Source organism: Dorea sp. AM10-31, from assembly GCF_003435815.1.
Classification (GTDB): Bacteria; Bacillota; Clostridia; order Lachnospirales; family Lachnospiraceae; genus Dorea_D; species Dorea_D hominis.
Genome location: NZ_QTUV01000007.1, coordinates 150,538 through 172,488, shown reverse-complemented (window position 1 = coordinate 172,488; position 21,951 = coordinate 150,538). Strand labels below are relative to the sequence as shown.

The window sequence follows — 21,951 nt, the reverse complement described above, 5'->3', positions numbered from 1 at the left end:
GGAAACTAACTGCCACGTCCTACTTTTGAATTAATGTGTTTTGCTCATCTCTAGGTTTATTCTTAATGGATCATACAGGGATCGAACCTGTGACGTTTCGCTTATGAGGCGAATTTTCTACCGCTGAACTAATGATCCTGGATATTTTGTTGCATCAGAAAAGCACCCCCGGAGGGGTGCTCATATATGAATTATATCATCTATAAATCCTAAATTTTAAATTCTTTATTCAAGTCCAACTCATCAACAATTTTATTATTTTCTTCAACCATTAAATCCCGTAAGTTCTCATAATCATTTATTTTAAGTCTAAACCACAGTTCCGGGCTATTTACAATATTAGTTACATCGTATTTAATTTGTGTAACAAGTAAAGGATAAAAAGCCAATATTCTATATGAATTTTTTGTTGCTGCTTTATCCAATTGATAATTTTCACTCTGCATAGTAGAAGCAATTTTTATTGCATCCTTTGATCCATATGCACATACAGTATTCATGATTCTTTTAAATTCATCTAAAGATTCCTCAGATACCTGGGATTTTTTTACCATTGTATCCATTAAACATAATATGTCATATGGCATTTTAGACATTTTTTGAATATGTACAGATGTTTTTTCTTTTTGCAATTCATTTTTTAAATTTTTGCTCATATTTTTATTCGTCAAAATAAATCCAATTACAGAAATTATGGATGTTAAAACTGCTGTTATTATTGCGCCTTTCAAATCATCACTCATTCTTTCAAACATTTCAATCACAATTTGCATTCATTTTCCTCCAACCTATCTAAAAACCTACTCCCATAATATCCCATTTCTCGACATTACGCAACGAAAAGACGACCTGACACCTCAGATCGCCTTCTCATAGTTTTAGGTTTTAAAGTAGAATGGAGAGCCTCCGGCTTCCGCCATTGGCTCAAGTATTATTATACATGTGCGTTTTGTGCGTTTTGTGCGTTTTTCAAATAATCATCAATTTTTCTGCTTACACGGCTACGATCCAAATGCACCCGCTTCGCAACTTCCCTCTGCGTCACATCTTTTCTTCCATCGATGTAATAGATCCGGAAGATTCTGTGCGTCAGGCTATCTTTGATATTCTCCACAAAACGCTCGATTTCTTCACATTCTGCTTCCAGCTTCTCTTTCCTCTTAAGGTCCCGGTTCTGCAGTCTCTCGTATTTCTCCTGGTCAAATCCGACTACGCTCTGTGGCATCGGATAACCTTTGCTGTAGTCGAAGATTACATTATTTCCGATCATTGTATCGGACTTCCACCGGTTCTGAAGCATATAGTCCAGTTCCAGGATCTCTGCTTTATTGTTCCGGTACATTGCAAGTCTTTCCCTTGTCATCTGCTCCACCGGCATCAACCTCCTTATTTACATTTACTCCCATCTTCCGCAGGTAGTCCGTCACCGTATATCTCTGGTACGGTTTCCTGTGAAATTCTATGCTTGCTTTCTCATCCGGCGGATGTTCTGCCAGCATGTCTCTGTGAGATTTACTGTTCCGTCTCTGTCCTTTGGTTATACTCAATTATTCATCAGCTCCTTTATATGGTTCCGGCAATGGCATCCAGGCATTCACAAATATTCCATAGCTTGAATAAGATTTTTCATCATCTCCCGGATAGAATGTACCGCCTTCATCATTTTCTTCATACCTTGCGATATCCAGCATTGTTGCATTCTCAAATGATACCAATATGTAGCTTTCATCTTCCGGTAACCTTTCACTACATGGAATCCATTTGCCAAGGACATTTGTGTCCTTAGCATCTTCCCTGTCCTCATACATCGCCAGTCTATCCACCAGCTCCTGTTTCTTATTCGGGGACCAGTATCCTGTTTTCATACCACTTTTTCTTTTATGTATTAATCTTTCCATAGTCTATTTCTCCGCATCTTTCCTCTTCATTTGTGCACCATTATCATAATCGTCCCATGCCATTCTCTGAGAAATCATAAATCCCATCACAAAATCATCACTGATATTTTTAATAAAATCTTCATCGCTTTTATGTTTTCTCATATACTTCTGAACATTACGCTTTGCTTCTTTTATCTGATCCGTTGTGCAAATTACTTGCAATCTACCCATCATTTAACGCTATTCCTCCACATTCTTCTTTTTCATCCTTTCGCCTATTTTTAAGCATAAAAATACCAACCACCGAATATTGATGGTTGGTAGGAAATTATGAAAAATATTGTTCTGCCTTTTCCATGTGTTCATTTATTTTTTCTAATGGATAATCAATCTCATAATAATGTGCTTTTGAGTATTCAAAGTATTTTTTTATGGCACTTTTAACCGACTTACCTTTTGACTGTGAAAACCACTTGTACCAACGATGCGCAAATTCTTTACTCGCAATCCGTACTGACTCGTCACAGTAAATTCCAAACGGAGGTGCCATTTTTTCTCCCTTGCTCGCTTGAATCATTGGTAAACCTAATAAAATATTATCTACATAATCTTGATCCTTTGTAAAAGATGCAGAGCATGAACGTGGTATATCTTTTCCGTGAATCACTGGTCCGTATGCAATCGCTCCCTTGATTAAAAATTTATGGTAATCTACGTTTTCATTTATAAGTACATTACTTAGTGAACAAAACAACTTGTTAATAAACTTCTTCATTGCATCTTCACTTTCAGAAACTATATAAGCTCCATCCATCATAGGATATACTGATATACTCGCCGTTTTTGCTTCAATAATTGCTGCATGCAATTTACAAATAAAAATCGAGCTGGTTCTCACCGAACTTCCCATGCAACTTTTTGTTCCCATGATATCTACCCATAGTACATATTCATTTTTCATATCTGGGAAATCTGCATCATTAAAATATATGTTTGCCATTGGCATTTCCTCCCTGTATATTTCTATACAGAAATTATACCATTCCAACCATCAATATTCAATTGTCAAGGTTCGACACCATTCTACATTTCTATCTTCTTTTCTTTCTCCTCCCAGTATTCAACTATGTATTCTTTCTTCCCCTTCGCATTTCCCGGAATTGTTCGGTATCTGATCTTAACTGCATATCCCGCTTTCACCAGAAGCCTTGCGATCATCAGCCGGTCTTCTTCATTCAGACCGACTGTACCACCTCTTATATTACGAATCACTGCCATCATCTTACCTCCACACACTCTATTTTTTCGGTTCTTTGATAAAATCAAATAATGTAGGCGCATCTACCTCGTTTTCAGCTTCCTGCAAATACCCCACTCCATCCCGGAAGTAATCTGGATTAAGTTCACACCCATAACCTTTCCGGTACATCTTAACTGCTGTCATAGGCACCGTCATAAGTCCTCCAAATGGATCGTATACAAGATCCCCTTTATTGCTATATCTATTGATAATTCTTTCTACGATGTCCAACTGTAATGGGCACACATGCATCTGTGCTCTTCTTCTGCTCTGGTTTGTGTTTAATGTTCTCATTCGGTTGATGTCATCCCAGACTTCCATTTGATTCCATGCTCCTGGTGCTACAACCATAAAAATAGCTGGTAATTTATCATTTTTATCCAAATCTTCCGCAAGTTTTACATGCTCCGCATAGTTATAGACAGTCTCTCTGCTATACTGACGGTATACTTGTTGTAAACTTTCTACTGGAAGTTCTTTTAATTCATCCTTGCTGATCAGCCTATCTCCAGATGATCTCCAGTAAGCGTGTGCATCTATCTGCCACTGGGCTCTCGTATATTCTTCTTTGCTTTTCTTTACCGGTTCATCTGCATAAGCATTTGACCGGTCTGTCGGAAGTTTTCGGAAAAGCAATATATATTCCGGGCATCCAACTCCCATCTTGGAGCCGTCTTTGCACTGTTCAGACCATCCCAGGCGATAGGTCTGGTTATTTTCTCTTACCACATCCGTAACGACTGTGATCATTCCAAAATACTGAAAGCCGTGTTTCATGTAGTGTTCGATGCACAGTGCGTGAAATGGCTCTATCGTTGGCATTCTGGTGCCTGTAACATTTCCAAACAGCACACGGTCTTTGACGTGGATCGCTGCCACTCTTCCCGGTCTTAAGACTCTCAAAAGCTCCGGTGTTAAGAAATCCATCTGTTCGAAAAAGCGTTCGGTATTCTGGTTATGTCCAAAATCGTTATAATTTGCGGAATATTCATAATGATTCCCGAACGGAATTGATGTATGAATCAAATCCACGCTATTTGATTCCATTCTTCTTGTTTCTTCTACACAATCATCGTGTACTGCTGTAAAATTCTTACCTTCTACTTTCACTGTTTTCACTCCCATCTTTCGTTCCAATCTCTTCTCCATACCTGCAGATGATAATCCGTATTTTTTTACAATCTCTATCATTTTTTCTACCATGTGATTATGATTCTTCCATTTCTCGATCAACACTTCTTTAATCTCGCGCTCATTTTCCATGTAAATAATGTCAATCACCACCGGTTTGCTTTGTAAAAATCTATAACAACGATGGATTGCCTGGATAAAATCGTTAAATTCATAATCGATACCCAGAAAAATCTCTCTGTGGCAATATCTCTGAAAGTTACAGCCCGATCCTGATAAAGATTTCTTTGTAGCAAACAGCTTTGTTCGTCCTTGTGAAAAATCTATTACCCGTTGTTCTCTAGTGTCATAATCCATAGAACCGTAAATATCTACCGTTTCCGGAAGTTCTTTCTTAATTGCATGACGCTCAGCTTCCAGATCATGCCATAATACAAAATGATCATCTGGTGATGCTTCCACAATCTTTTTCGTTCTCTTAACTCTCTGTTCAATCGATTCTCTCTTTACCTGTGCCGCTTCCTTTAACCCTGCGGCAGCCTCGTTAAACAATGACATCTGGCCATCCTTATCAATGGCATCTCCGTATTTTATCGGGATCTCATGCCAGTTTACTTTTAACGGTGGTAACTCATATCCTTCATCCGAATATTCTGGATTCAAATCAGATGGCTTTGTGATAAATAATGCCCATGAACTTATCCACAACCAAAACTCATCTTCCATGTTTGGATAAAGTGTCAGGTTATTTGCTTTCGTCGAATCTCTCTGAAAGAATCTTGTCAATGCCTGTCCAGTATCCATAACTTCCAAGTACCCGGCATAATGAATCAGTTCTTTATATCTATTCGGTGATGGCGTTGCTGTTGCCACCAGTTTATACTTCACATATTTAAATTTGTCCAAAAATGTTTGATAGGTTTTACTTCCAAATGATCTAAGCACACTGGCTTCGTCCAATGCTGTAGCTGAAAAATATGCCGGATCTATATTACCGTCCCTAACCCTTTCGTAATTGGTCAGCAAAATCTGCTCTTTCGCTTCTTTTACTTCTTCCATTGTCCGTACATATCTTGGACTTTCATACCCCAATACATTGACCGCATCTTGAGTAAATTCTTGTTTTACTCCTAGCGGTAATACTATTAATGCTCTACCATTCTCATGTTCTGCAGCCAGATGGCAGAATTCTAATTCCTGGACCGTCTTTCCGAGACCGAAAGATTCAAATAATGCTCTTCTCCCTCCCCGTAATGCCCAGGCAACAGCGTCTGCCTGATGTGGTTTTAATGCTTTATTTATCTTTGTCTTATCTACTTCGAACCCGCTATCTACAGCCAGTTCAATTTTTGTCTTTAAAAATTCTATGTAATCCATCTTCATCAAAAGGAGCCGATGCATCATTACTCCGGCCGGAGCTCCGTCTCCTTTCTGAAATTTACTTTTCTCTTTTTATCATTCTGTGTCTTTTCTTACTCCCAGTAGATCTTTCTCCAATTGCTTCATGTCATAACTACGTTCATGTGCATTGCTGAATCTGGTACTCTTCTTTCCTGTTTTCTTATTACCCTTGTCCTGATTTAGCGGAAATAGACCACTCCATCCATTCATGATCGACTGATCGATAATTGCTATCTGTTCTTCCACATCATCGGACATTTTCCGCAATTTTCCTACTGCAAGCTGTATTGCGCGATCAGTTAACGGTTTCTTGATCTGCTTCCGAAAACGAATATACTCAAAAAAAGCTGTATCAAGGCGCGAGTCGCCCGTATATGATTCGGATTCTGTATTCGGATTCGTATTCGGATTGGATTGGATTACGGGAACATTTGCTTGCATTTGATTACTTGTGTTTACATCTGCATACATATGTTTGCAACTGTTGTCAGATGTAATATCGTTCCCTTCTTCCGGACTTGGATATCTACTCTTCTTTGCACGAATGTTCTGATGCGACTGCCAAGCTGGTAACTGAAGGTACGGTTTTTCTTCTACCTCGTAGTGTCGCACCAAGCCAACCGACACCAACTTATTGAGAGCATCTTCTATATTCTTATTCGTTACATTCTTGAGCGGAAAACAGGTCCCTTTTATAATCGCTACCCTTCCATCAAATCTTCCATAATCATCACAGCTTACTATCAACCGGTAAAACAGAACTTCTTCGAACCAACTGAGCTCATTAATGCTGTCGCTCGTCCTGATCGACTCTTTTAATATTCTGTTTGGCACGTTTACACCTCTTCTATTTCTACTTCTATACGCGGGCGCTCTTTGTCCACAAAAAACGCATCCTGAAACCCTATGATATAGCTCCATCCATCGTCCCGAAGTACTTTTGTCTGCACAAGTGCATCCTGAATCACCTTTCTGCCAAAAGAACTGATATTGTCCAAATCTCTTCTCTTATTTGGCTCATACCATCGATATCTGATTATGACTGGTTTTGTAATCCGCAATCTTCCTAACTGTTCTAAAATAGCCCGGATCACAACCGCCTCGTTCTTTTGTTTCATCTTGGCACCTTTATACTGATTCGTCCGGCACGCCCTTGTATAATCATTCATGTTGTCTAATCTTCCATTAATGGTCAACAGATGCTGCACACTTTCTCCACCCTTCAAACGTCTGTATCATACAGAGTCTTTTTAATTGTATTTCTCTGGCTCTATGTAAATCCTGAGCTGTATATTTATGAAATGCAGCTTCATCCACCGGATCACCGGGAATCGGTCTGAAAATCCCTTCACCTACATTAATAATACAATCTCCATTGTTGTTTGCTTTGTTGATCATGGATCTTAAAGACCTATCAACATTTCTATCATAAGGTCTGGCAATTGCATGCTTATGACCATCCGCAATTCTATTAAAATAGCTTTCTGCTTTTTCTCGAGTCGTCATACTTCTCCTTTCTGCCAGAGCCTGGCTCTCTGGCTGTGATACAACATATTGCGCAAGAACTTCATGTCTTATACGTTACATTTCTTAGTTACAATGCCAGGTGAATCTATAGTTAACTTGTTACATCCAACTTCTTCCAAAAATCTTTATGAAGTCTTCTCTTGTCCCATGATGGCTTTCAAAATGTTCTTGTGCCATCTGTTTTAATTGCAAATCCAGTCCGCGATTCGGATTATCATGAACGGAGTTAATTCCAAATTCATGTAAATAACTTGCTATCGGAATGACGTACCCATATTTCTCCGATAATTCTCTTCTGGAGCCATAAAAAATATGATGTCTGTGCACGTACGGTGTACCAGTAAAATAGCAGTGATCCATATCGTCCGTGAACACGCTCCAAAGTTTTTTAGACATCCACACCATACCTTTCTTTCAGAAGTCTCTTTTCTTCCGGTGTTGCAATTTCGCTATCCGGAATCTGTGCATCCTTACACATAATAATCAGACCTGATATCAGTCGCGCCATTTCTTCTGAATTATATGTGTGACTACCTCGAAGCAGTCGATAAGTCCGATACAGAAGCCCATCTACTCCTTGCCGTACCTGCGATGTTGACTGCAGGTGATAATCCATAGCATTCCGCACTTTATTTTCTGCCTCTTCTGTATCTGGAATTGTAACGAATACAGCTTTATTCTCCATTATTTCCAACTGTCCATATCTTTCCAGACACATATTGTGCATTTCCGGATTGCTCAATTCCAATCTTCTGGCAAGTTTTGTAATCAGCACCCAATAATATGCATTTGCATCCAGGCTTCTTTTTTTACGATATTTCTTGATTTGAATAACAAGTTTCTCACAATCTTTCAGCTCTTGGAATGCATCTCTTGCATCCTCATTTACTTCCAATGAAAGACTCTGTTTTCTTGTAACATAGTCCATCTTTAAACCTTCGAGCTTTCCTGTAAAGTTCATTAATCATCACCATACTTTTTCTTAATCGCATTCAGCATCTTTGCACACTCTGTCTCCGTAAGCGTGTCCATTGTCTTTCCGTTTCCACACACCCAGGCTGCCAGATCAATACCGTGTGCCGTGCACTGTGTTTTCAGTGTTTTCTTTTTAGCTTCTGATGCAAGATTTTCCCCCGTTCCCGGAATTTTTGCTTCCAGTTTGTTGTATTCTTCTTTCAGCCACAAATTAAATCCAAGGCCGGTATGAATAGCCACACACTTCACAAATGCTCTGCACATGCTATTCCATACTCTCTGCTGACTCATCGAATTATCTTTTACTGGATTCGCACCATTCATTACCGGTGTCTGCATCTCGTATTCTTTATCATCGATTACAACTTTGATTCTGGTTTCATAACAACGGTTTGTATTTCCATTTTTATCCGTAAACTCAATATCGGTCTTTCTTAAGCTACTCCCAGTCTGCGGATCAGGAATAGGTTCCCAGTACACTTCAGTTGCACCATTCTTCCTCAATAGCTCAATGCATTTTGCCCAGTTTAGATATGTAAATCCATCTCTATCTTCGCAGTATTGGCTTACATCAATCTTTATCAGCTCTTCATAGCTTTTAAGTGCCATCTATTCTTCCTCACTTTCTTTTTTCCGATTAATCGAATATCTGTATTCTCCAATACTATATTTATCAAACATAGAAACAATCTCACTTGCTTCATCTAAACTGTTCACTTCGAAGATCACTTTATCTTCACACTCATACACACCAACAGCCTTATACGTCCTTACAACTTCTATATTCCACATTACAATATCCTCCTGTACATATCATTCATACACACTTCACACAGATTTTCTTCATTGATATGCATATAAATTGAATCTCCTTTATACAAAGGCGCGTCACAATTATCGCAAAATGCAACTGGATCAGGATCATCTGGCGGTGTTGTCTTCCACGAATCATATCCTGGAATATTCTCCATTTGACTAATTTCCTTTCTTCGTTTAAAATACAATTGACTAATTTCTTTTGTGCCGGATTCGGGTTCTTCCCTTTCTGGCACTCTTTTTATATGCTTTTAAAATACTGTGCCTGTCCGGCTTCGACTCTTAATCCGGAAGTTCCGATCTCCAGATTGTACGGACCGGCTGCTGCATCATTGGTATATCCATACACATCACCGTCCAGAATCTGCACCGACACATGCCGGATGCCATGCTTCGCAGCCACTCTCCGGATATCTTTCAGCGCCCGGACTACATTTTCATCTGTAGCAAATCCAAGCCATTTTTCTTTCATGTTCTGCACTTTTTCACCCCTTTCTAGCAAAATGTCATAAAAATCGCCACCCAGAATCCAACTACTGACACGCCGATCAGCGCCACCAGGATTCCGAGAATCCAGCAGAATACTTTGTACGCCATCTGCTTTCTTCTTTTGTATCTTTTAATTCTCTGCTCTCTCATCAATATCCAATAAAGAGCCAGTGGAGAAACATCAATACTGCTGCCGCGTAACAGGACAGACAGATCAGCAGTGCGCTCTGTGTTGCTTCGCTCATTTTTCTCTTCTTCCTCATGCTCTATCCCCTTTCCGATCTTGTGTAGATCTTGTTTAAAAGCTTGTTTTACCTTGTATCACCTTGTTTAAAGCTTGTCTTACTTTAACCGCCTAAGCGGTTTTCTCTTTTAAGTCCTTTAATCTTCCAACGATGAAATCCGAAAAGCTCCGGACAATCCGGTTCACCTCTTCCGGTGTTTTATCCCGGTATGCATCATCGGAGATATGGCAGGTGCAGCCATTGTTGTTCATTGTTTCTACAATCATCTTCCTGCCCTCCTGTGTTCTTATTTCATGTTATGTGGTACAGTTTGTACTTGTTGCGGTTCTCTGGTATAATTTTCCTATCAAATGATGAAAGGAATGATTTCATGTCCGAGAATACTACGAATAATATAGCTTTAATCAACCTTCCTGATATGCCTGAATCCGCTGATAACGCTGTTAAAAATCTAACCGACGCTCCTACTCAGAATATAGGAAAAACCTTTGCTGATATTTGGTATCTCGTCTTTGGCGGAATCAGTCAAAAAGCTGAAAAGAAGCGTCTGCAATATGCGCACGACCTTGAAAAATTTCGCGAACAATTAGACCAATCCATCGACGAAATCCCAGATGATAAAAAGCTGGAGCCATCCCTACAAACAACTGCACAGGCTTTGGAAAACTCAAAGTACTGCGTTTCATCGGAAATCCTAAGAGAGATGTTTACAAAACTTATCAGTGGATCTATGAACTCTGATACCGCTTCTTTGGCACATCCTTCGTTCCCAGAAATATTGAAGCAATTAAGTCCATCTGACGCCTTGTTGTTACAGGATCTTTTTCTTTCCAGTCAGAGCTCTTTTCCAGTTGCTTCAATGGGTGTTAAAATTAGAGGTAATAGTTATCAAATTCTATATGACAATGTTTTTATTCCTCCGAGCATATCGCTCGAAAGAGAGCAAATTTCTCTTTCGCTTGACTCATTGGAACGAGCAAATTTGATTTCTATTAACTACAACAAACAAATTTCCGGTGATAACTTTTATAATTCTTTAAAAAGAACGCCTGAATATTCAAATGTTAGTGAGTTCGCCATAGATTATTCCGTTGATCATCCTAACTCCACTTCTTATTTCAAGAAAGAACTTATACAGCTAACTTCTTTAGGCAAAACTTTTTGTTCTATTTGTATAGGAAAGCATTGACGAACTCTCTGGTCTTTTCACACATTTCATCTACATAGCCATCTACTATTTTAAAATAGTGGGTGGCTAGTATTTTTGTAATTAATGCCGAAGTTATTACTGAACAACCTATACAAATTATTATCACTAGCACACTTCTCACCTCACTTCCTACTGTGATTCTGTTTCATCTGTTGCGAATAAGTAATCTAATGATTTGTCTACTCTAAAATTGAAAATATTTTCATATTATGATAAAATTCTTTCATGCCCTTAGGCATTGAAAGGAGCGTGGTCTGTTTGACCAAACTTTTGAATATGCCTGCTCTCTTAAGATAAGGTCGCAATAGTGGCACCAATGCACTTAAAACTGGGTATAATGTAGTTACTGATACGGCGTTATGTGGTTCGCACCACGTTAAAAATGCTTCAGTCGGCATCTGGTTTTTTGCCGCACCGTATTAAGTACTCCTTATCATTTGTCAGCAATCAGGCATTCTGCAGAACCAAAACTGCGAAAGTGACAAAGTATTTCATAGAAACGCTTGGCGCTATCGAGTGTGGTGAAAACCTGCAAAGTACATAGAGTAAACAAATTTGGCAAAATACTGGTAGGAATAGCGCTCCTATCAGTATTTTTGTTTTCGCTCCTACTCATTTTACTTGCTCACTTTTTGTTGCATTTTTGGGACGCTTGGTCTAAAAAAAATATCGATAGGATCATTCAACATTAGAAAGTCAGTAATTTTAACCGCTTCTTCTAAAGTAAATTGCGTCCTTCCATTTAATTTAGCATTAAGAGATTGCACTGTAATTCCTAAATATTCCGACATTTTAGCTTGTGACACATGTGCCTCTGTCATCTTCCCTTTCAATTTATCAAATGACATTATCTCACTTCCTTTCGTTGCATATTTGGGATATTTATATAATACGCTCGCTAAATTTTATTGTCAACCCATATTTGCAACATTTTTTTAATTTTCTTTAATTATTTGTTGCAAATATGAAAAAATAGTTTATAATTACCTTATACGGAGGTATTGATATGAGTGAAAAAGAAATAAGCGAAAAAATGCAAGATATAATGAAGCGAATGAGAAACAGACGTGAAGAACTTAATATGTCATACCAAACTCTTTCTGAAAAGGTAGGAATTAGTAAATCAACTCTCCAAAGATATGAAACTGGCTATATAAAAAATATGCCCGTAGATAAATTAGAAGAAATTGCAAATGCATTACAGGTATCACCTGCTTACCTTATGGGCTGGGACATAGAAGAACCTACCACTATGGCTGCTCACCTTGATGGAAAAGACTTTACAGAAGAACAGTGGAGTCGAATTGAATCTTTTGCAAAATTCGTAAAGCAGGAAGATGAAAAGTAAGTCCACAATATAGGACAACTATTATCCTACACTTATTGCTGGGAGGGACTATACTTTGAATAAATTAGAATCATTAGAACAAGAAGCCTATGACGATAATGTAAAAGTCCACAATTATTATCTAGGCGAAGACAATTTAAAAGGTTTTTATATAGATGGTAATATTGCCATTAACACATCTGTCAATACAACAACTGAAAAAGCCTGCGTCCTTGCCGAGGAGCTTGGACACCACTACACTTCCGTTGGAAACATCATTGATATGGATAGTTCTTCCAATCGGAAACAAGAGCGACAGGCAAGATTATGGGCATATAATAAACAGATCGGACTCAAAGGTCTGGTCAGAGCATACGAACATGGTTGTACTGCCAGCCATGAGATTGCAGAATATCTGGATGTCACAGAAGAAGCTCTGCAAGAATGCATTGAATTTTATCGGGATAAATACGGGGAATACAAGACAGTTGAACATTACATCATATTTTTTATTCCGCATCTGGCAGTGTTGAAGAAGATATGATTTTATACGTATTTATACATACTTTTATTGACATACGTGTTTATACGTGTTATAATGGAGCCATGATAAGGAAAGGAGATACAAAAGATGCCATTAACACCAAAAGAGATGATTAAGCTTCTTAAGAAGAACGGTTTCATCATAGTCAGTCAGAATGGTTCTCACGTCAAATTGATGAATCCGGAAACTGGTAGGACGGTAATTGTTCCTTATCACTCAAAAGACCTGAAAAAAGGTTTGGAACAGGCAATATTAAAGCAGGCAGGACTAAAGTAGTCCTACCTGTACCACAATAAACATCACGGAGGTATTACGTATGAACAGATTATTTTACCCAGCAATTTTCCATAAAGAAGACGGAGGCTTTTGGATTTCTTTTCCGGACTTTCCAGAATGTTTTTCTGATGGTGATGATATGCAGCAGGCTTATGAGAATGCCGTTGATGCCTTAGGACTTGCAATCACAAGCAGACAGGATGAAAAAGAAGCAATTCCAGAGCCTACAGATATTAGTGAACTCAAAGTCGATGATGGCTTTCTCGTTGTTTTGGAATTCGATTTATACGCATATCTGAAAAAGCACAGTTCAAAGGCTGTTAAGAAAACTCTGACTATTCCTGAATGGTTGAATGAGTCCGCTACCGCTATGGGGCTTAATTTCTCTCAGGTTCTTCAGGAAGCATTATTACAAAAGGTACAGAAGAAACAATAATAATTTTACAAAGGAGAAATTAGAGTATGACATATACAGACGAATTGGCATTACTCAATTTATTAGATAAATTTGAAGTTCCAATTATTCCACAAAATACACATTTTTGGATGATTCGTACAAAAAAAGGTTATTTTTATAATGAATTTCTTTCAAAACGTTTTGTTGCTTTAGCATGGAATAATATCACACATAAAACTGATTTTTCAGAGTCCAATAGAGATTCATTAAAAGATGATGTGTTAATGACATTTAAGGAAATTCATCGTCCTTCAACAGTTATTAATAAATGTTATTCTTTTATTAATGAAATTCAAACCAATGATATACTTGTAATTCCTAGTGTTAAGAGCAGTTACATTACTTTCGCCCTCGCTGGTGAATATTATGAAGATGATTCGAAAACCTTAGAGCTTGAGCAGAATGTTATATATCGTATTGACAATCATGATGTTGATATAAACGATGTTTCTTGTCCCTATAAAAAACGCAGACGCATAACTTTGCTTCGAACAGTAAAGAATGAAGAATTAAATTATTCGTTATGTCGGGCAATTTCAAACTATCACGGACTTTCAAATTTAGATTCATACTCAAAACAGATACTTAATGCTTTATACAATTATTATATGTTTGGCAATGATATGTCTTTTGTTCTTAATGTTCAAAAGCAAACACCTATCGGGCCTCGTTCAATTAACAATGTTTTATACGGAACTACCGAATTATTATCCTCCATTGCTCCTGAAGAATGCATATCAACCCAAGTATCTTTAAATTCACCTGGGGATATTGTATTTTCACTAGTTAACGTTAAAGACCTTTTGGTAAATAACTGGCAATTTATTTTTGGCATGCTTGTATTTCTAGGTGGTGGTAGTGCCCTTACTTTTAAAGTTCCTGGCGCAATTGATATTATAAAAAGTATTCTTTTTGCTAAAGACGACTATCGCATCAAACACGCTGAAGCCGAAAAGGCTGAATTGGAAGTATGGGAAAAGAAAGCAGAACTTTTGCAAAAAATTAAAGACTCTGGAATAGATCCAGAATCTTTAAACGATCCAGTTAATGCATTACTTTCAGGTTGCTCTACTCTAGAAGTAGAGCCAATCATTTTAGATGATGCATCTGCAGCCAATGTTCCAGTGGCAAACGAAGTGCAAGAATCTCAAGATATAGAGGATGAGTAAATTTACCCGCAAAACAAAGTCCCACCATCCAAAGCAACACAATATAGTTATTTTCATTACCTCCAAAAGCAATTGATATTAATTTAAAAAAGATACTTAAAAGAAGGACAAATGAAAAAATAAGAATTAATAAATCTACAATTTTTAGAAACTGTTTTTTCATAACATTACCTCCTCTTTTTCGTATTATATCTGAATTTTTTGTATACAACAATAGGAAAACTTATTGAAAATAACTATATATTTAAAGAAAGGAGTCCCTATGACTACGACATTATTTATCCAATATCTATTGGAGCGTTTTAAAATTGAGCATAAAAAGCGTGATCGTTCCGGAGTTTATGGACTGACGCAACGATTAATGGCTTATAATTCAAACAAGATTGAAGGCAGCACTTTAACCGAAGACCAGACTGCTTCTCTCTTCGACACCGGTATCTTGCCAAAGACAGATGATTACTATCGCGCAAAAGATGTTGAAGAAATGAACGGGCACTTCCTGATGTTTAATAAAATGTTAGAAACTTTAGACCGTGATCTCTCACAGGAGCTGATCAAGCAGTTTCACTATGAATTAAAAAGCGGCGTATTTGAAGATCGCGCTAATGGATATGCTATCGGAGAATATAAGAAACGAGCAAATATGGTTGGGATATACAAAACTGCTTTGCCGAGTCAGGTAAATGATGAAATGGATTCGCTCTTTGCCTGGTACGATGCGCAGAATGTTTCTCTTGATACCCTTGCAGAATTCCATGCACGCTATGAAAGTATCCACCCATTCCAGGACGGAAACGGACGAACAGGGCGTCTGATCTTATTCCGTGAATGCTTGCGTCATGATATTGCTCCTTTCATTATTGAAGACAGCAATCGTCCTGAATATTTAGAAGCATTGAAAGCATTCCGTCAAAACAACTCGACCAAAGAACTGGTAGCATTGTTCGAAAAGGAACAAGATTATTATCGTCAAAGATGCCAGTACTTTTTGGAAGAATAATAGTTCAAAATAAGAAAACCGCCCCTGCTACCAACAGGAACGGCTTTTCATAGGCAATACCGAAGATGGTATCAACCAAACTTTTGACCTACATATTGTATCATCTTCGAACAGCTATCGCAAGCAGAACGCTAGTTCTCTGCTGGCTGTTATTTTTATACTCATTTTTAGTGCGACGTCGCACATATACTAAGGAAAGGTGATACATATGCAATATGAAGAATATCTTATCTATCTCCGGAAGTCCCGAAGTGATGCTTCTCTGGAAGCTATGGGCGTGGATGTCCTGGAACGGCATGAGCAGATCTTACTTGATCTTGCCAAACGAATGAACTTATCCATTGGCGGGATCTACCGTGAAGTCGTTTCCGGAGAGTCTATATCCGCGCGTCCGGAAATGCAGAAGCTTTTATCCGAAGTAGAATCCGGACGTTGGGAAGGTGTACTCGTAATGGAAGTGGAACGTCTGGCAAGAGGTGATACGGTCGATCAGGGAATTGTTCAAAGAGCTTTCCAATATTCCGGAACGAAGATCATCACTCCAACAAAGACCTATAATCCAAATAATGAATTTGACGAAGAATACTTTGAGTTCGGACTCTTCATGAGCCGGAGGGAATACAAGACAATCCGCCGCCGGATGCGCGCCGGTGTGACTGCTGCCGTGAAGGAAGGAAAATGGCCGTTCAATCAGGCACCCTACGGCTGGCAACGCGTGAAGCTCGAACATGGGCGTGGATGGGTTCTCGCTCCGGATCCGGACGAAGCTCCGGTCGTGAAACTTATCTTCCGGCTCTATACCGGTCCCGATCGCATCGGAATTACCCACATCTGCAGATATCTGGATAACCGGGGAATCAAGCCAAGGAACGGAGATACCTGGCTGGAATGCAGCGTTATGGGAATCTTGAGGAACGTTGTTAATGATCAGCGAGTCGGCATTGGGCGAAGAAAGGTTGTAAAGCAAGTCCAGAACGGCTCCGTCAGCAAAGTACGTCCTCATAGTGATTATGATTTCACTGCTCCAGGACTGCAGCCACGATTGATTGATCATGATGTATTCCTCGAAGCGCAGGAATATCTCGCCAAAAACTCTCATAAGCTGCCGGAATCCTATGGAATTAAAAACCCACTCGCCGGAATCCTGGTCTGCTCCTGCTGCGGAAAGAAAATGCAGAGAAGACCGGCTTCCAGGGACGGCTCTTCCGGAAGATGTCCATATGACGTTTTAATGTGCAATACCAGAGGCTGTCCCACCATCGGCTCAACGCTTGAGCTGGTAGAGCGTGAACTCATACAGGCACTATCCGACTGGGTAGCTGGATACCAGTTAGATCCGACTCTGGAAGTTGAGAACAAAGTTCCGGAAAAAGAACAGCTTCTCTCTTCCGCTGTCAGCAATCACGATTTATTACTAAAACAAAATGGAAACTTATACGATCTGTTGGAACAGGGAGTCTACACCACCGAGATCTTTCTGGAACGTTCCCACGAATTACAGAAACGTATCAAAGAATCGGAAGAACACATAGAAATTCTGAAAAAAGATCTGGAATATGAAAAAGAGAAAATAGCAAACATAGAGAACTTCATCCCTTCCTGCAAGGAACTTCTCTCCTGTTACTGGGACTTATCCGCCCAGGACCGGAACAAAGCTCTGAAAATGCTCCTGGAAAGTGTCGAATACACGAAAACGAAGCGAAATCGTAAGGGAGATAAGGATAATCCTACTTTTACACTGAATTTAAAGCCCCGAATCCCGCGTATTTAGGGGCTTTTTCATTAGCGACAACATTTATGGGCGCAAGAACTGGCTCACTTAGAAATCGTCTGTGCTATTGTTTATCAACTTACAAAAAATATGACAATGGAAGAATTAGAGAAATCCGGTTTTGATAAATATTATATAGATCATACGCTTGCACTCTGGCCACAGTCTGCCGGCGGTGTTCCTTGGAGCGCCACTACTTTCCAGTCCAAAGGTGATCCCATCACCGATTTAAGCGAAAATATGGCTGCGGAGCAAAAAGCACGTACAACCTACGATAACATTCTGCGCCTTGTCAAAGATCCGGAAGTCTGCGAACCAATCCGTTTCCTGCGTGAACGCGAAATCGTACACTATCAACGTTTCGGTGAAAGTCTGCGCATCGTACAGGATCATCTGGACAGTAAAAACTTCTATGCGTTTAACCCGGAATTTGACCTCCGGGCATGTTTCAAAAACAAAAACTAAACAGAAAAAGGATTCCCGGAAAAATTCCGGAAATCCTTTTTATTATTTCAATAGCATATATACAATTACTGCTGCTACAACTACGATTGCAATTCCAAGAATGATTACAGGCGCTTTGGAAAGCTTCTCTTCTTCCTCATAAACATCATCGTAATCATAATCTTCTTCTACTCTTGCAGTTTTTTTCTTTTTCTTTCTGCCATCTTCTACTGCTAACAGTTCATCATATGCTTTGCGCATCTCATCTTCACGTTTCTTACGAACGCTCTTTGGTGGAATATTCGAATACTTCTGTTCCTGCTCTTCCTCTTCCTGACGCTGCATAGATGCTTCCTTAATAGATCTGTGCAATGTTTCCTGCGTTGCCGGTTCTCTTCTTTCCGGAGCATGCTTCTGTTCTTTCCTGTTCTGTGGTACTTTGAACTTCTTCTTGCAATTATAACATAACAGGTAATTTGGATCTTTTTTACCCGGCCGGAGCTGTTGGCCGCAAATCGGACACTTCATTGGTATATTTTGCCTCCTCATATCGTAATCTACTTAGCATTATACTACAAATCACAGAAAATGGCAAAAACATTTCTCTTACTGTGTATTTTACTTATTGTGTGCTTTTTCCAAGTGTAACTTTCACGGTACGCTCTTTATAACTTCCATTTGAATTTGGAACCTGGATCGTCACTTTAACTTTCTCGCCAACTTTGTAATACTGCAGTTCTTCTTTTAATGCAGACATACTGTCCACTGTTGTTCCTTCCAGTTCTGTGATTACGCATCCCTTTGTGATCCCTGCATTTTTTGCTCCTCCGCCAGAGATAACATTAGATACATACACACCTGTTGGCATATTATACATCTGCGAACTGTCGGAAGTCACATCCACGCCTTCAATTCCCAGATATCCCTGTTTGCCTTCTGCTACTTTTGTTTTTGTCTTCTGATTCATCAGATTTTTAATTACATCACTTGCGCTGGAAATTGGGATCGCATATCCCATACCTTCTACTGCATCTGTCGCGACCTTAGCAGTATTAATACCAATCACTTCACCCTTTGCATTCAGAAGTGCGCCACCACTGTTACCCGGATTAATTGCTGCATCTGTCTGGATTAGTTTGCCACTAACTCCATCCAGTGTACGTCCGGTTGCTGATACAATACCTGTTGTCACAGACTGACCGTAACCAAGTGCGTTACCAATTGCAATAGCCGTCTCTCCGACCTGCACTTTTTCTGAATCTGCAAGCGTTGCAACTTTAATTTTATTTAATGTAGAATCTTTGATATCACTGAGCTTTACAGCGATAACTGCAAGGTCTCTGGAAGAATCTGTTCCCTTTACCTGTGCTTCCACACTCTTATTGTCAACAAAAGAAACTGTCAGCGTTTTATTACTTTCCACTACATGGTTGTTCGTTGCAATTAGAAGTTCTGAATCTGTCTGGGAAATAATAATACCAGAGCCTACACTCTTGCTTTCCTGCTCCTGCACTCCACCAAAGAAATTCTGAACCTGCTGTACACTTAAATTGGTAATTGATACAACCGATGGCATTACATTACTTGCAACTTTGGAAATATCTGAGCTTGTTGAACTACTGTCTGAACTTGTTGTAATCTTTGCACTGTTTACAGTTGCAACTTCTTTTGTCTTACTGCCTGATGTGCCGAAAACCTTGCCACCCACAAGATTACTTGTCTGAAAAGCCGCACTTGCTGCCACACCAAATGCCAGTCCGAAACATACTGCTTTTACCCAATGTGATGTTTTCTTTTTCGGTGGTTTCTCATCCTGCGGCTGATACTGATAACCTCCCTGTCCATTTTGATTCTGATCATCCTGATCCGGTGTATAATAAGTATATTGATTTTCCATAAATCATTACTCCTTTCACTACTTCGTTTATACTAAGTAGTCTAATCTATAATTGTGTTTAAACTGTGATAAAACTATGTTTAAACCTTAAAAAACAACCTGGATCAAAAACATATATAATGCCGTACCAACACCAATACTTAACAGGTTATTACGTTTCCATACATGAAGTCCTGCCGTCACTGCCACAGCAAGAAATTCTGGTATGCCATGTGGCGATACAAAAACTGGTGTATTCTTTAGGCAGTAAACTACTAACATCCCGATCACTGCCGGAGTCAGTACTTTTCCCAGATACTGGATCACTGGCGGTATTGCTTTTCCTTCTGGAAACAAGAGAAACGGAAATACCCTTGTTCCAAAAGTTGTCAATGCAACTGCCAGAATAATAATTACTGATAACGCTGCATTTACTGGCATGACAGGTTCACCTCCTTCTGAAGCTGTTTTTTCGATACAAATAAAATCATTACAATTAATAACATGGATGGCAGTACAAATCTGGATGCCCCGAAAATCTGCAATCCAATAAATGCTGCTGCCACTCCGATAATTTCCGGAATCCGGTTCTTTTTATCCAGCCACTGTTCAATAAAAATGACAACAAACAATGCCGTCATTGCAAAATCAATTCCCTCTGAATTAAATGGCAGTACACTTCCCGCCACTGCACCAATGATTGAACCAGCTACCCAGTACATCTGATCCAGTGAAGCAATCGCAAACAGGAATTTTCCTTCATCAATGCCTTCCGGAATCTTCGTCGTACACAAAAGGGAATATGTTTCATCTGTCAGGCTGAAAATCATATACCATTTTTTCTTTCCCATACCATTAAATCGTTCCAATAAGGAAATTCCGTAAAAAACATGACGGATGTTAACCATTAATGTCATAAAGACAACCTGGAAAATTGATATTCCGGGAACAAAAAAATTCACAGCAAGATACTGTCCGGAACCTGCATATACAAGAATACTCATAAGCGCAGCCCATAAAAATGAATATCCCTTTTCTGCAAACATAACTCCGAATGCTACTCCGATAAATATATATCCGGTCAAAACCGGAATCGTATATGGGAATGCTTTTTTGTATGCCTCTCTGTATCCTTTCATCTTATTGCTCGCTCCTTTTTTCATCTTATGTATCCAAATGCCGTTTTCTTCGTCGTATAGACACAGGTAAACTTCCGGCACTGTAATGCTATACATAAAGCCAGATCCTTTTGCAAAGATCTGGCTTCTCGCTCTCTATCAAGAATGATTCAGTGCTTTCTGTAACTCCTTTACCGATTCCTCAAGTAATGCATCCGACTTCAATGCCGTCTGATACTGTCGGCGGCTCTTTTCAAGCAGTGCTTTCACATCATGTTGTCCGGCAAGCAATTTTATATGGTCAATCTCCTGCCTATCCAGTTGTTTCACCCTGACCTGGAAATTCTTTCCATCCTTTTCCGTAATATACAAGGTTCCTACTCCCGGAAGCTCTGTATAGACCTGCTTAATCTTCATCCGATACATTACAAATGCTACATATGTATCTGCATATTCTCCATCTTTTATATAAATCTGGAGATGATTGTATGTTTCTACAAAGTCCGTCTTCTCTGCTATACATCTGTAATAATCTCTTACCGCCTGTCTTAATTCCGGCGATCTATTCTTACGCAGAGGATTCAGTTGTTCAACTTTACATCCCATATTTCTTGTTCTGCGCTTTTCTCTTACTATCTTTTGTGCTTTCTTCTGTGTGTTATCTCCCGTAAGTCCGATTCCGGTGCTCAACAAGATCAGGATAAAAAATAAGAAAAGCAGGCATCTTCTGCTTTTTCTCTTCTGAATATTCCTGTCTGTGAAGCCCGCTCCTAACGCACCTTTCATAAGAGTACCTCCACATACTATGCACTTTTAAAATACACACCCGGGCGGATTCGAACCGCCGCTCCCGCCTCCGGAGGGCGGTGCTCTATCCCCTGAGCTACGGGTGCATGACAATTTTCTTCAAACTGCATTATTTATACTACCATATTTTTCTTTTAAAGTAAAGGAAATGCTATAGACATTTCGTACATTTCCTTTACTTTATCATT

The 21,951-nt window shown here is 39.1% G+C and carries 31 protein-coding genes, 2 tRNA genes and 1 pseudogene; 9 read left to right on the top strand and 25 right to left on the bottom strand.

Translation table 11 applies throughout. From position 1 onward, the window contains the following. Positions 1-66: 66 nt before the first annotated feature. From DW125_RS11235 to DW125_RS14045, 18 genes are all read right to left on the bottom strand, one after another. A tRNA-Met gene (locus tag DW125_RS11235) sits at positions 67-138 on the bottom strand. A gap of 71 nt (positions 139-209) precedes the next feature. After that, positions 210-773: a hypothetical protein gene (locus DW125_RS11230; RefSeq protein WP_117538179.1), complete on the bottom strand. Its 564-nt coding sequence runs from the start codon at positions 771-773 to the stop codon at positions 210-212. Between the two features lie 161 nt (positions 774-934). Next, complete coding sequence (locus DW125_RS11225) at positions 935-1,363, bottom strand: hypothetical protein (protein WP_442873175.1); 429 nt, start codon at positions 1,361-1,363, stop codon at positions 935-937. Then, on the bottom strand, positions 1,326-1,547 hold the full coding sequence (locus DW125_RS11220) for a hypothetical protein (protein WP_117538177.1): 222 nt from the start codon (positions 1,545-1,547) through the stop codon (positions 1,326-1,328). Before DW125_RS11220 ends, DW125_RS11225 begins: the two co-directional genes overlap by 38 nt. Further along, entirely contained in the window at positions 1,548-1,898 is a 351-nt protein-coding gene (locus DW125_RS11215; RefSeq protein WP_242992979.1) for a DUF551 domain-containing protein, read from the bottom strand. It lies immediately after the preceding gene. Between the two features lie 3 nt (positions 1,899-1,901). After that, on the bottom strand, positions 1,902-2,114 hold the full coding sequence (locus DW125_RS11210; protein WP_117538176.1) for a hypothetical protein: 213 nt from the start codon (positions 2,112-2,114) through the stop codon (positions 1,902-1,904). Between the two features lie 94 nt (positions 2,115-2,208). Next, the gene (locus DW125_RS11205) at positions 2,209-2,880 is read right to left on the bottom strand and encodes a hypothetical protein (RefSeq protein ID WP_117538175.1); all 672 of its coding nucleotides are present in this window, start codon (positions 2,878-2,880) and stop codon (positions 2,209-2,211) included. Between the two features lie 83 nt (positions 2,881-2,963). Further along, complete coding sequence (locus DW125_RS11200) at positions 2,964-3,161, bottom strand: hypothetical protein (protein WP_242992978.1); 198 nt, start codon at positions 3,159-3,161, stop codon at positions 2,964-2,966. A gap of 16 nt (positions 3,162-3,177) precedes the next feature. After that, complete coding sequence (locus tag DW125_RS11195) at positions 3,178-5,715, bottom strand: DNA methyltransferase (RefSeq protein WP_242992977.1); 2,538 nt, start codon at positions 5,713-5,715, stop codon at positions 3,178-3,180. Positions 5,716-5,766: 51 nt separating this feature from the next. Further along, positions 5,767-6,546 (bottom strand): transcriptional regulator, encoded by a 780-nt coding sequence (locus DW125_RS11190; RefSeq protein WP_117538173.1) that lies wholly within the window; start codon positions 6,544-6,546, stop codon positions 5,767-5,769. Positions 6,547-6,548: 2 nt separating this feature from the next. Then, a complete protein-coding gene (locus tag DW125_RS11185) occupies positions 6,549-6,881 on the bottom strand; it encodes a RusA family crossover junction endodeoxyribonuclease (RefSeq protein WP_117538172.1) in 333 nt (110 codons plus the stop codon). A 16-nt stretch (positions 6,882-6,897) separates the two neighbouring features. Continuing rightward, complete coding sequence (locus DW125_RS11180; RefSeq protein WP_117538171.1) at positions 6,898-7,218, bottom strand: hypothetical protein; 321 nt, start codon at positions 7,216-7,218, stop codon at positions 6,898-6,900. A 120-nt stretch (positions 7,219-7,338) separates the two neighbouring features. Further along, positions 7,339-7,635 carry a phosphoenolpyruvate carboxykinase gene (locus tag DW125_RS11175; protein ID WP_117538170.1) on the bottom strand — a complete coding sequence of 99 codons (297 nt, stop codon included), beginning with the start codon at positions 7,633-7,635 and terminating at the stop codon, positions 7,339-7,341. Further along, positions 7,628-8,167 carry a hypothetical protein gene (locus DW125_RS11170; RefSeq protein ID WP_147323700.1) on the bottom strand — a complete coding sequence of 180 codons (540 nt, stop codon included), beginning with the start codon at positions 8,165-8,167 and terminating at the stop codon, positions 7,628-7,630. Before DW125_RS11170 ends, DW125_RS11175 begins: the two co-directional genes overlap by 8 nt. A gap of 32 nt (positions 8,168-8,199) precedes the next feature. Beyond that, the gene (locus DW125_RS11165) at positions 8,200-8,823 is read right to left on the bottom strand and encodes a Sak single strand annealing protein (RefSeq protein ID WP_117538168.1); all 624 of its coding nucleotides are present in this window, start codon (positions 8,821-8,823) and stop codon (positions 8,200-8,202) included. After that, positions 8,824-9,006 (bottom strand): hypothetical protein, encoded by a 183-nt coding sequence (locus tag DW125_RS11160; RefSeq protein WP_117538167.1) that lies wholly within the window; start codon positions 9,004-9,006, stop codon positions 8,824-8,826. 265 nt (positions 9,007-9,271) lie between these two features. After that, positions 9,272-9,511 carry a hypothetical protein gene (locus tag DW125_RS11150; RefSeq protein ID WP_117538165.1) on the bottom strand — a complete coding sequence of 80 codons (240 nt, stop codon included), beginning with the start codon at positions 9,509-9,511 and terminating at the stop codon, positions 9,272-9,274. A 363-nt stretch (positions 9,512-9,874) separates the two neighbouring features. Next, complete coding sequence (locus tag DW125_RS14045) at positions 9,875-10,030, bottom strand: hypothetical protein (protein ID WP_158549919.1); 156 nt, start codon at positions 10,028-10,030, stop codon at positions 9,875-9,877. A gap of 104 nt (positions 10,031-10,134) precedes the next feature. Between DW125_RS14045 and DW125_RS11145 the strand changes: the two genes are divergently transcribed. Next, complete coding sequence (locus DW125_RS11145; RefSeq protein WP_158549918.1) at positions 10,135-10,953, top strand: DUF4393 domain-containing protein; 819 nt, start codon at positions 10,135-10,137, stop codon at positions 10,951-10,953. A 638-nt stretch (positions 10,954-11,591) separates the two neighbouring features. Here the strand turns inward: DW125_RS11145 and DW125_RS11140 are convergent. Beyond that, a complete protein-coding gene (locus DW125_RS11140) occupies positions 11,592-11,822 on the bottom strand; it encodes a helix-turn-helix domain-containing protein (RefSeq protein ID WP_117538163.1) in 231 nt (76 codons plus the stop codon). 158 nt (positions 11,823-11,980) lie between these two features. Between DW125_RS11140 and DW125_RS11135 the strand changes: the two genes are divergently transcribed. The 8 genes and pseudogenes from DW125_RS11135 to DW125_RS11100 all read left to right on the top strand — a co-directional run. Further along, positions 11,981-12,322 (top strand): helix-turn-helix domain-containing protein, encoded by a 342-nt coding sequence (locus tag DW125_RS11135; protein ID WP_117538162.1) that lies wholly within the window; start codon positions 11,981-11,983, stop codon positions 12,320-12,322. Between the two features lie 55 nt (positions 12,323-12,377). Next, positions 12,378-12,845, top strand: coding sequence for an ImmA/IrrE family metallo-endopeptidase (locus DW125_RS11130; protein ID WP_117538161.1), 468 nt, complete (start codon positions 12,378-12,380; stop codon positions 12,843-12,845). Between the two features lie 87 nt (positions 12,846-12,932). Beyond that, a complete protein-coding gene (locus DW125_RS11125; RefSeq protein WP_117538160.1) occupies positions 12,933-13,121 on the top strand; it encodes a type II toxin-antitoxin system HicA family toxin in 189 nt (62 codons plus the stop codon). Between the two features lie 40 nt (positions 13,122-13,161). After that, positions 13,162-13,557, top strand: coding sequence for a type II toxin-antitoxin system HicB family antitoxin (locus DW125_RS11120; protein WP_117538159.1), 396 nt, complete (start codon positions 13,162-13,164; stop codon positions 13,555-13,557). 26 nt (positions 13,558-13,583) lie between these two features. Further along, positions 13,584-14,747: a hypothetical protein gene (locus tag DW125_RS11115; RefSeq protein ID WP_117538158.1), complete on the top strand. Its 1,164-nt coding sequence runs from the start codon at positions 13,584-13,586 to the stop codon at positions 14,745-14,747. Positions 14,748-15,009: 262 nt separating this feature from the next. Beyond that, a complete protein-coding gene (locus DW125_RS11110; RefSeq protein WP_117538157.1) occupies positions 15,010-15,747 on the top strand; it encodes a Fic family protein in 738 nt (245 codons plus the stop codon). Between the two features lie 208 nt (positions 15,748-15,955). Next, the gene (locus tag DW125_RS11105) at positions 15,956-17,518 is read left to right on the top strand and encodes a recombinase family protein (protein ID WP_117538156.1); all 1,563 of its coding nucleotides are present in this window, start codon (positions 15,956-15,958) and stop codon (positions 17,516-17,518) included. 33 nt (positions 17,519-17,551) lie between these two features. After that, positions 17,552-17,983, top strand: a pseudogene (locus DW125_RS11100) (manganese catalase family protein); the annotation flags it as partial. Positions 17,984-18,025: 42 nt separating this feature from the next. Here the strand turns inward: DW125_RS11100 and DW125_RS11095 are convergent. The 6 genes from DW125_RS11095 to DW125_RS11070 form a co-directional block, all read right to left on the bottom strand. Continuing rightward, the gene (locus tag DW125_RS11095) at positions 18,026-18,490 is read right to left on the bottom strand and encodes a hypothetical protein (RefSeq protein ID WP_021861584.1); all 465 of its coding nucleotides are present in this window, start codon (positions 18,488-18,490) and stop codon (positions 18,026-18,028) included. 94 nt (positions 18,491-18,584) lie between these two features. Continuing rightward, on the bottom strand, positions 18,585-19,859 hold the full coding sequence (locus tag DW125_RS11090) for a S1C family serine protease (RefSeq protein ID WP_117538155.1): 1,275 nt from the start codon (positions 19,857-19,859) through the stop codon (positions 18,585-18,587). An 87-nt stretch (positions 19,860-19,946) separates the two neighbouring features. After that, positions 19,947-20,279: a branched-chain amino acid transporter permease gene (locus DW125_RS11085; RefSeq protein WP_117538154.1), complete on the bottom strand. Its 333-nt coding sequence runs from the start codon at positions 20,277-20,279 to the stop codon at positions 19,947-19,949. Continuing rightward, complete coding sequence (locus tag DW125_RS11080) at positions 20,270-20,977, bottom strand: AzlC family ABC transporter permease (RefSeq protein WP_117538188.1); 708 nt, start codon at positions 20,975-20,977, stop codon at positions 20,270-20,272. Before DW125_RS11080 ends, DW125_RS11085 begins: the two co-directional genes overlap by 10 nt. A gap of 138 nt (positions 20,978-21,115) precedes the next feature. Then, a complete protein-coding gene (locus DW125_RS11075; RefSeq protein WP_021861587.1) occupies positions 21,116-21,742 on the bottom strand; it encodes a hypothetical protein in 627 nt (208 codons plus the stop codon). Positions 21,743-21,777: 35 nt separating this feature from the next. After that, positions 21,778-21,849, bottom strand: a tRNA-Arg gene (locus tag DW125_RS11070). Positions 21,850-21,951 lie beyond the last annotated feature (102 nt).

Excerpts from the sequence above, each read along its gene's own strand:
- DW125_RS11205 (WP_117538175.1), bottom strand. The coding sequence starts at position 2,880 with ATGGCAAACATATATTTTAATGATGCAGATTTCCCAGATATGAAAAAT.
- DW125_RS11105 (WP_117538156.1), top strand. The coding sequence starts at position 15,956 with ATGCAATATGAAGAATATCTTATCTATCTCCGGAAGTCCCGAAGTGAT.
- DW125_RS11160 (WP_117538167.1), bottom strand. The coding sequence starts at position 9,006 with ATGTGGAATATAGAAGTTGTAAGGACGTATAAGGCTGTTGGTGTGTAT.
- DW125_RS11075 (WP_021861587.1), bottom strand. The coding sequence starts at position 21,742 with ATGAAAGGTGCGTTAGGAGCGGGCTTCACAGACAGGAATATTCAGAAG.
- DW125_RS11125 (WP_117538160.1), top strand. The coding sequence starts at position 12,933 with ATGCCATTAACACCAAAAGAGATGATTAAGCTTCTTAAGAAGAACGGT.
- DW125_RS11165 (WP_117538168.1), bottom strand. The coding sequence starts at position 8,823 with ATGGCACTTAAAAGCTATGAAGAGCTGATAAAGATTGATGTAAGCCAA.
- DW125_RS11200 (WP_242992978.1), bottom strand. The coding sequence starts at position 3,161 with ATGATGGCAGTGATTCGTAATATAAGAGGTGGTACAGTCGGTCTGAAT.
- DW125_RS11140 (WP_117538163.1), bottom strand. The coding sequence starts at position 11,822 with ATGTCATTTGATAAATTGAAAGGGAAGATGACAGAGGCACATGTGTCA.
- DW125_RS11210 (WP_117538176.1), bottom strand. The coding sequence starts at position 2,114 with ATGATGGGTAGATTGCAAGTAATTTGCACAACGGATCAGATAAAAGAA.
- DW125_RS11225 (WP_442873175.1), bottom strand. The coding sequence starts at position 1,363 with ATGACAAGGGAAAGACTTGCAATGTACCGGAACAATAAAGCAGAGATC.
- DW125_RS11135 (WP_117538162.1), top strand. The coding sequence starts at position 11,981 with ATGAGTGAAAAAGAAATAAGCGAAAAAATGCAAGATATAATGAAGCGA.
- DW125_RS11175 (WP_117538170.1), bottom strand. The coding sequence starts at position 7,635 with ATGTCTAAAAAACTTTGGAGCGTGTTCACGGACGATATGGATCACTGC.
- DW125_RS11195 (WP_242992977.1), bottom strand. The coding sequence starts at position 5,715 with ATGATGCATCGGCTCCTTTTGATGAAGATGGATTACATAGAATTTTTA.
- DW125_RS11170 (WP_147323700.1), bottom strand. The coding sequence starts at position 8,167 with ATGGACTATGTTACAAGAAAACAGAGTCTTTCATTGGAAGTAAATGAG.
- DW125_RS11120 (WP_117538159.1), top strand. The coding sequence starts at position 13,162 with ATGAACAGATTATTTTACCCAGCAATTTTCCATAAAGAAGACGGAGGC.
- DW125_RS11145 (WP_158549918.1), top strand. The coding sequence starts at position 10,135 with ATGTCCGAGAATACTACGAATAATATAGCTTTAATCAACCTTCCTGAT.
- DW125_RS11115 (WP_117538158.1), top strand. The coding sequence starts at position 13,584 with ATGACATATACAGACGAATTGGCATTACTCAATTTATTAGATAAATTT.
- DW125_RS14045 (WP_158549919.1), bottom strand. The coding sequence starts at position 10,030 with ATGATTGTAGAAACAATGAACAACAATGGCTGCACCTGCCATATCTCC.
- DW125_RS11215 (WP_242992979.1), bottom strand. The coding sequence starts at position 1,898 with ATGGAAAGATTAATACATAAAAGAAAAAGTGGTATGAAAACAGGATAC.
- DW125_RS11085 (WP_117538154.1), bottom strand. The coding sequence starts at position 20,279 with ATGCCAGTAAATGCAGCGTTATCAGTAATTATTATTCTGGCAGTTGCA.
- DW125_RS11090 (WP_117538155.1), bottom strand. The coding sequence starts at position 19,859 with ATGGAAAATCAATATACTTATTATACACCGGATCAGGATGATCAGAAT.
- DW125_RS11110 (WP_117538157.1), top strand. The coding sequence starts at position 15,010 with ATGACTACGACATTATTTATCCAATATCTATTGGAGCGTTTTAAAATT.
- DW125_RS11095 (WP_021861584.1), bottom strand. The coding sequence starts at position 18,490 with ATGAAGTGTCCGATTTGCGGCCAACAGCTCCGGCCGGGTAAAAAAGAT.
- DW125_RS11230 (WP_117538179.1), bottom strand. The coding sequence starts at position 773 with ATGCAAATTGTGATTGAAATGTTTGAAAGAATGAGTGATGATTTGAAA.
- DW125_RS11180 (WP_117538171.1), bottom strand. The coding sequence starts at position 7,218 with ATGACGACTCGAGAAAAAGCAGAAAGCTATTTTAATAGAATTGCGGAT.
- DW125_RS11185 (WP_117538172.1), bottom strand. The coding sequence starts at position 6,881 with ATGAATGATTATACAAGGGCGTGCCGGACGAATCAGTATAAAGGTGCC.
- DW125_RS11080 (WP_117538188.1), bottom strand. The coding sequence starts at position 20,977 with ATGAAAGGATACAGAGAGGCATACAAAAAAGCATTCCCATATACGATT.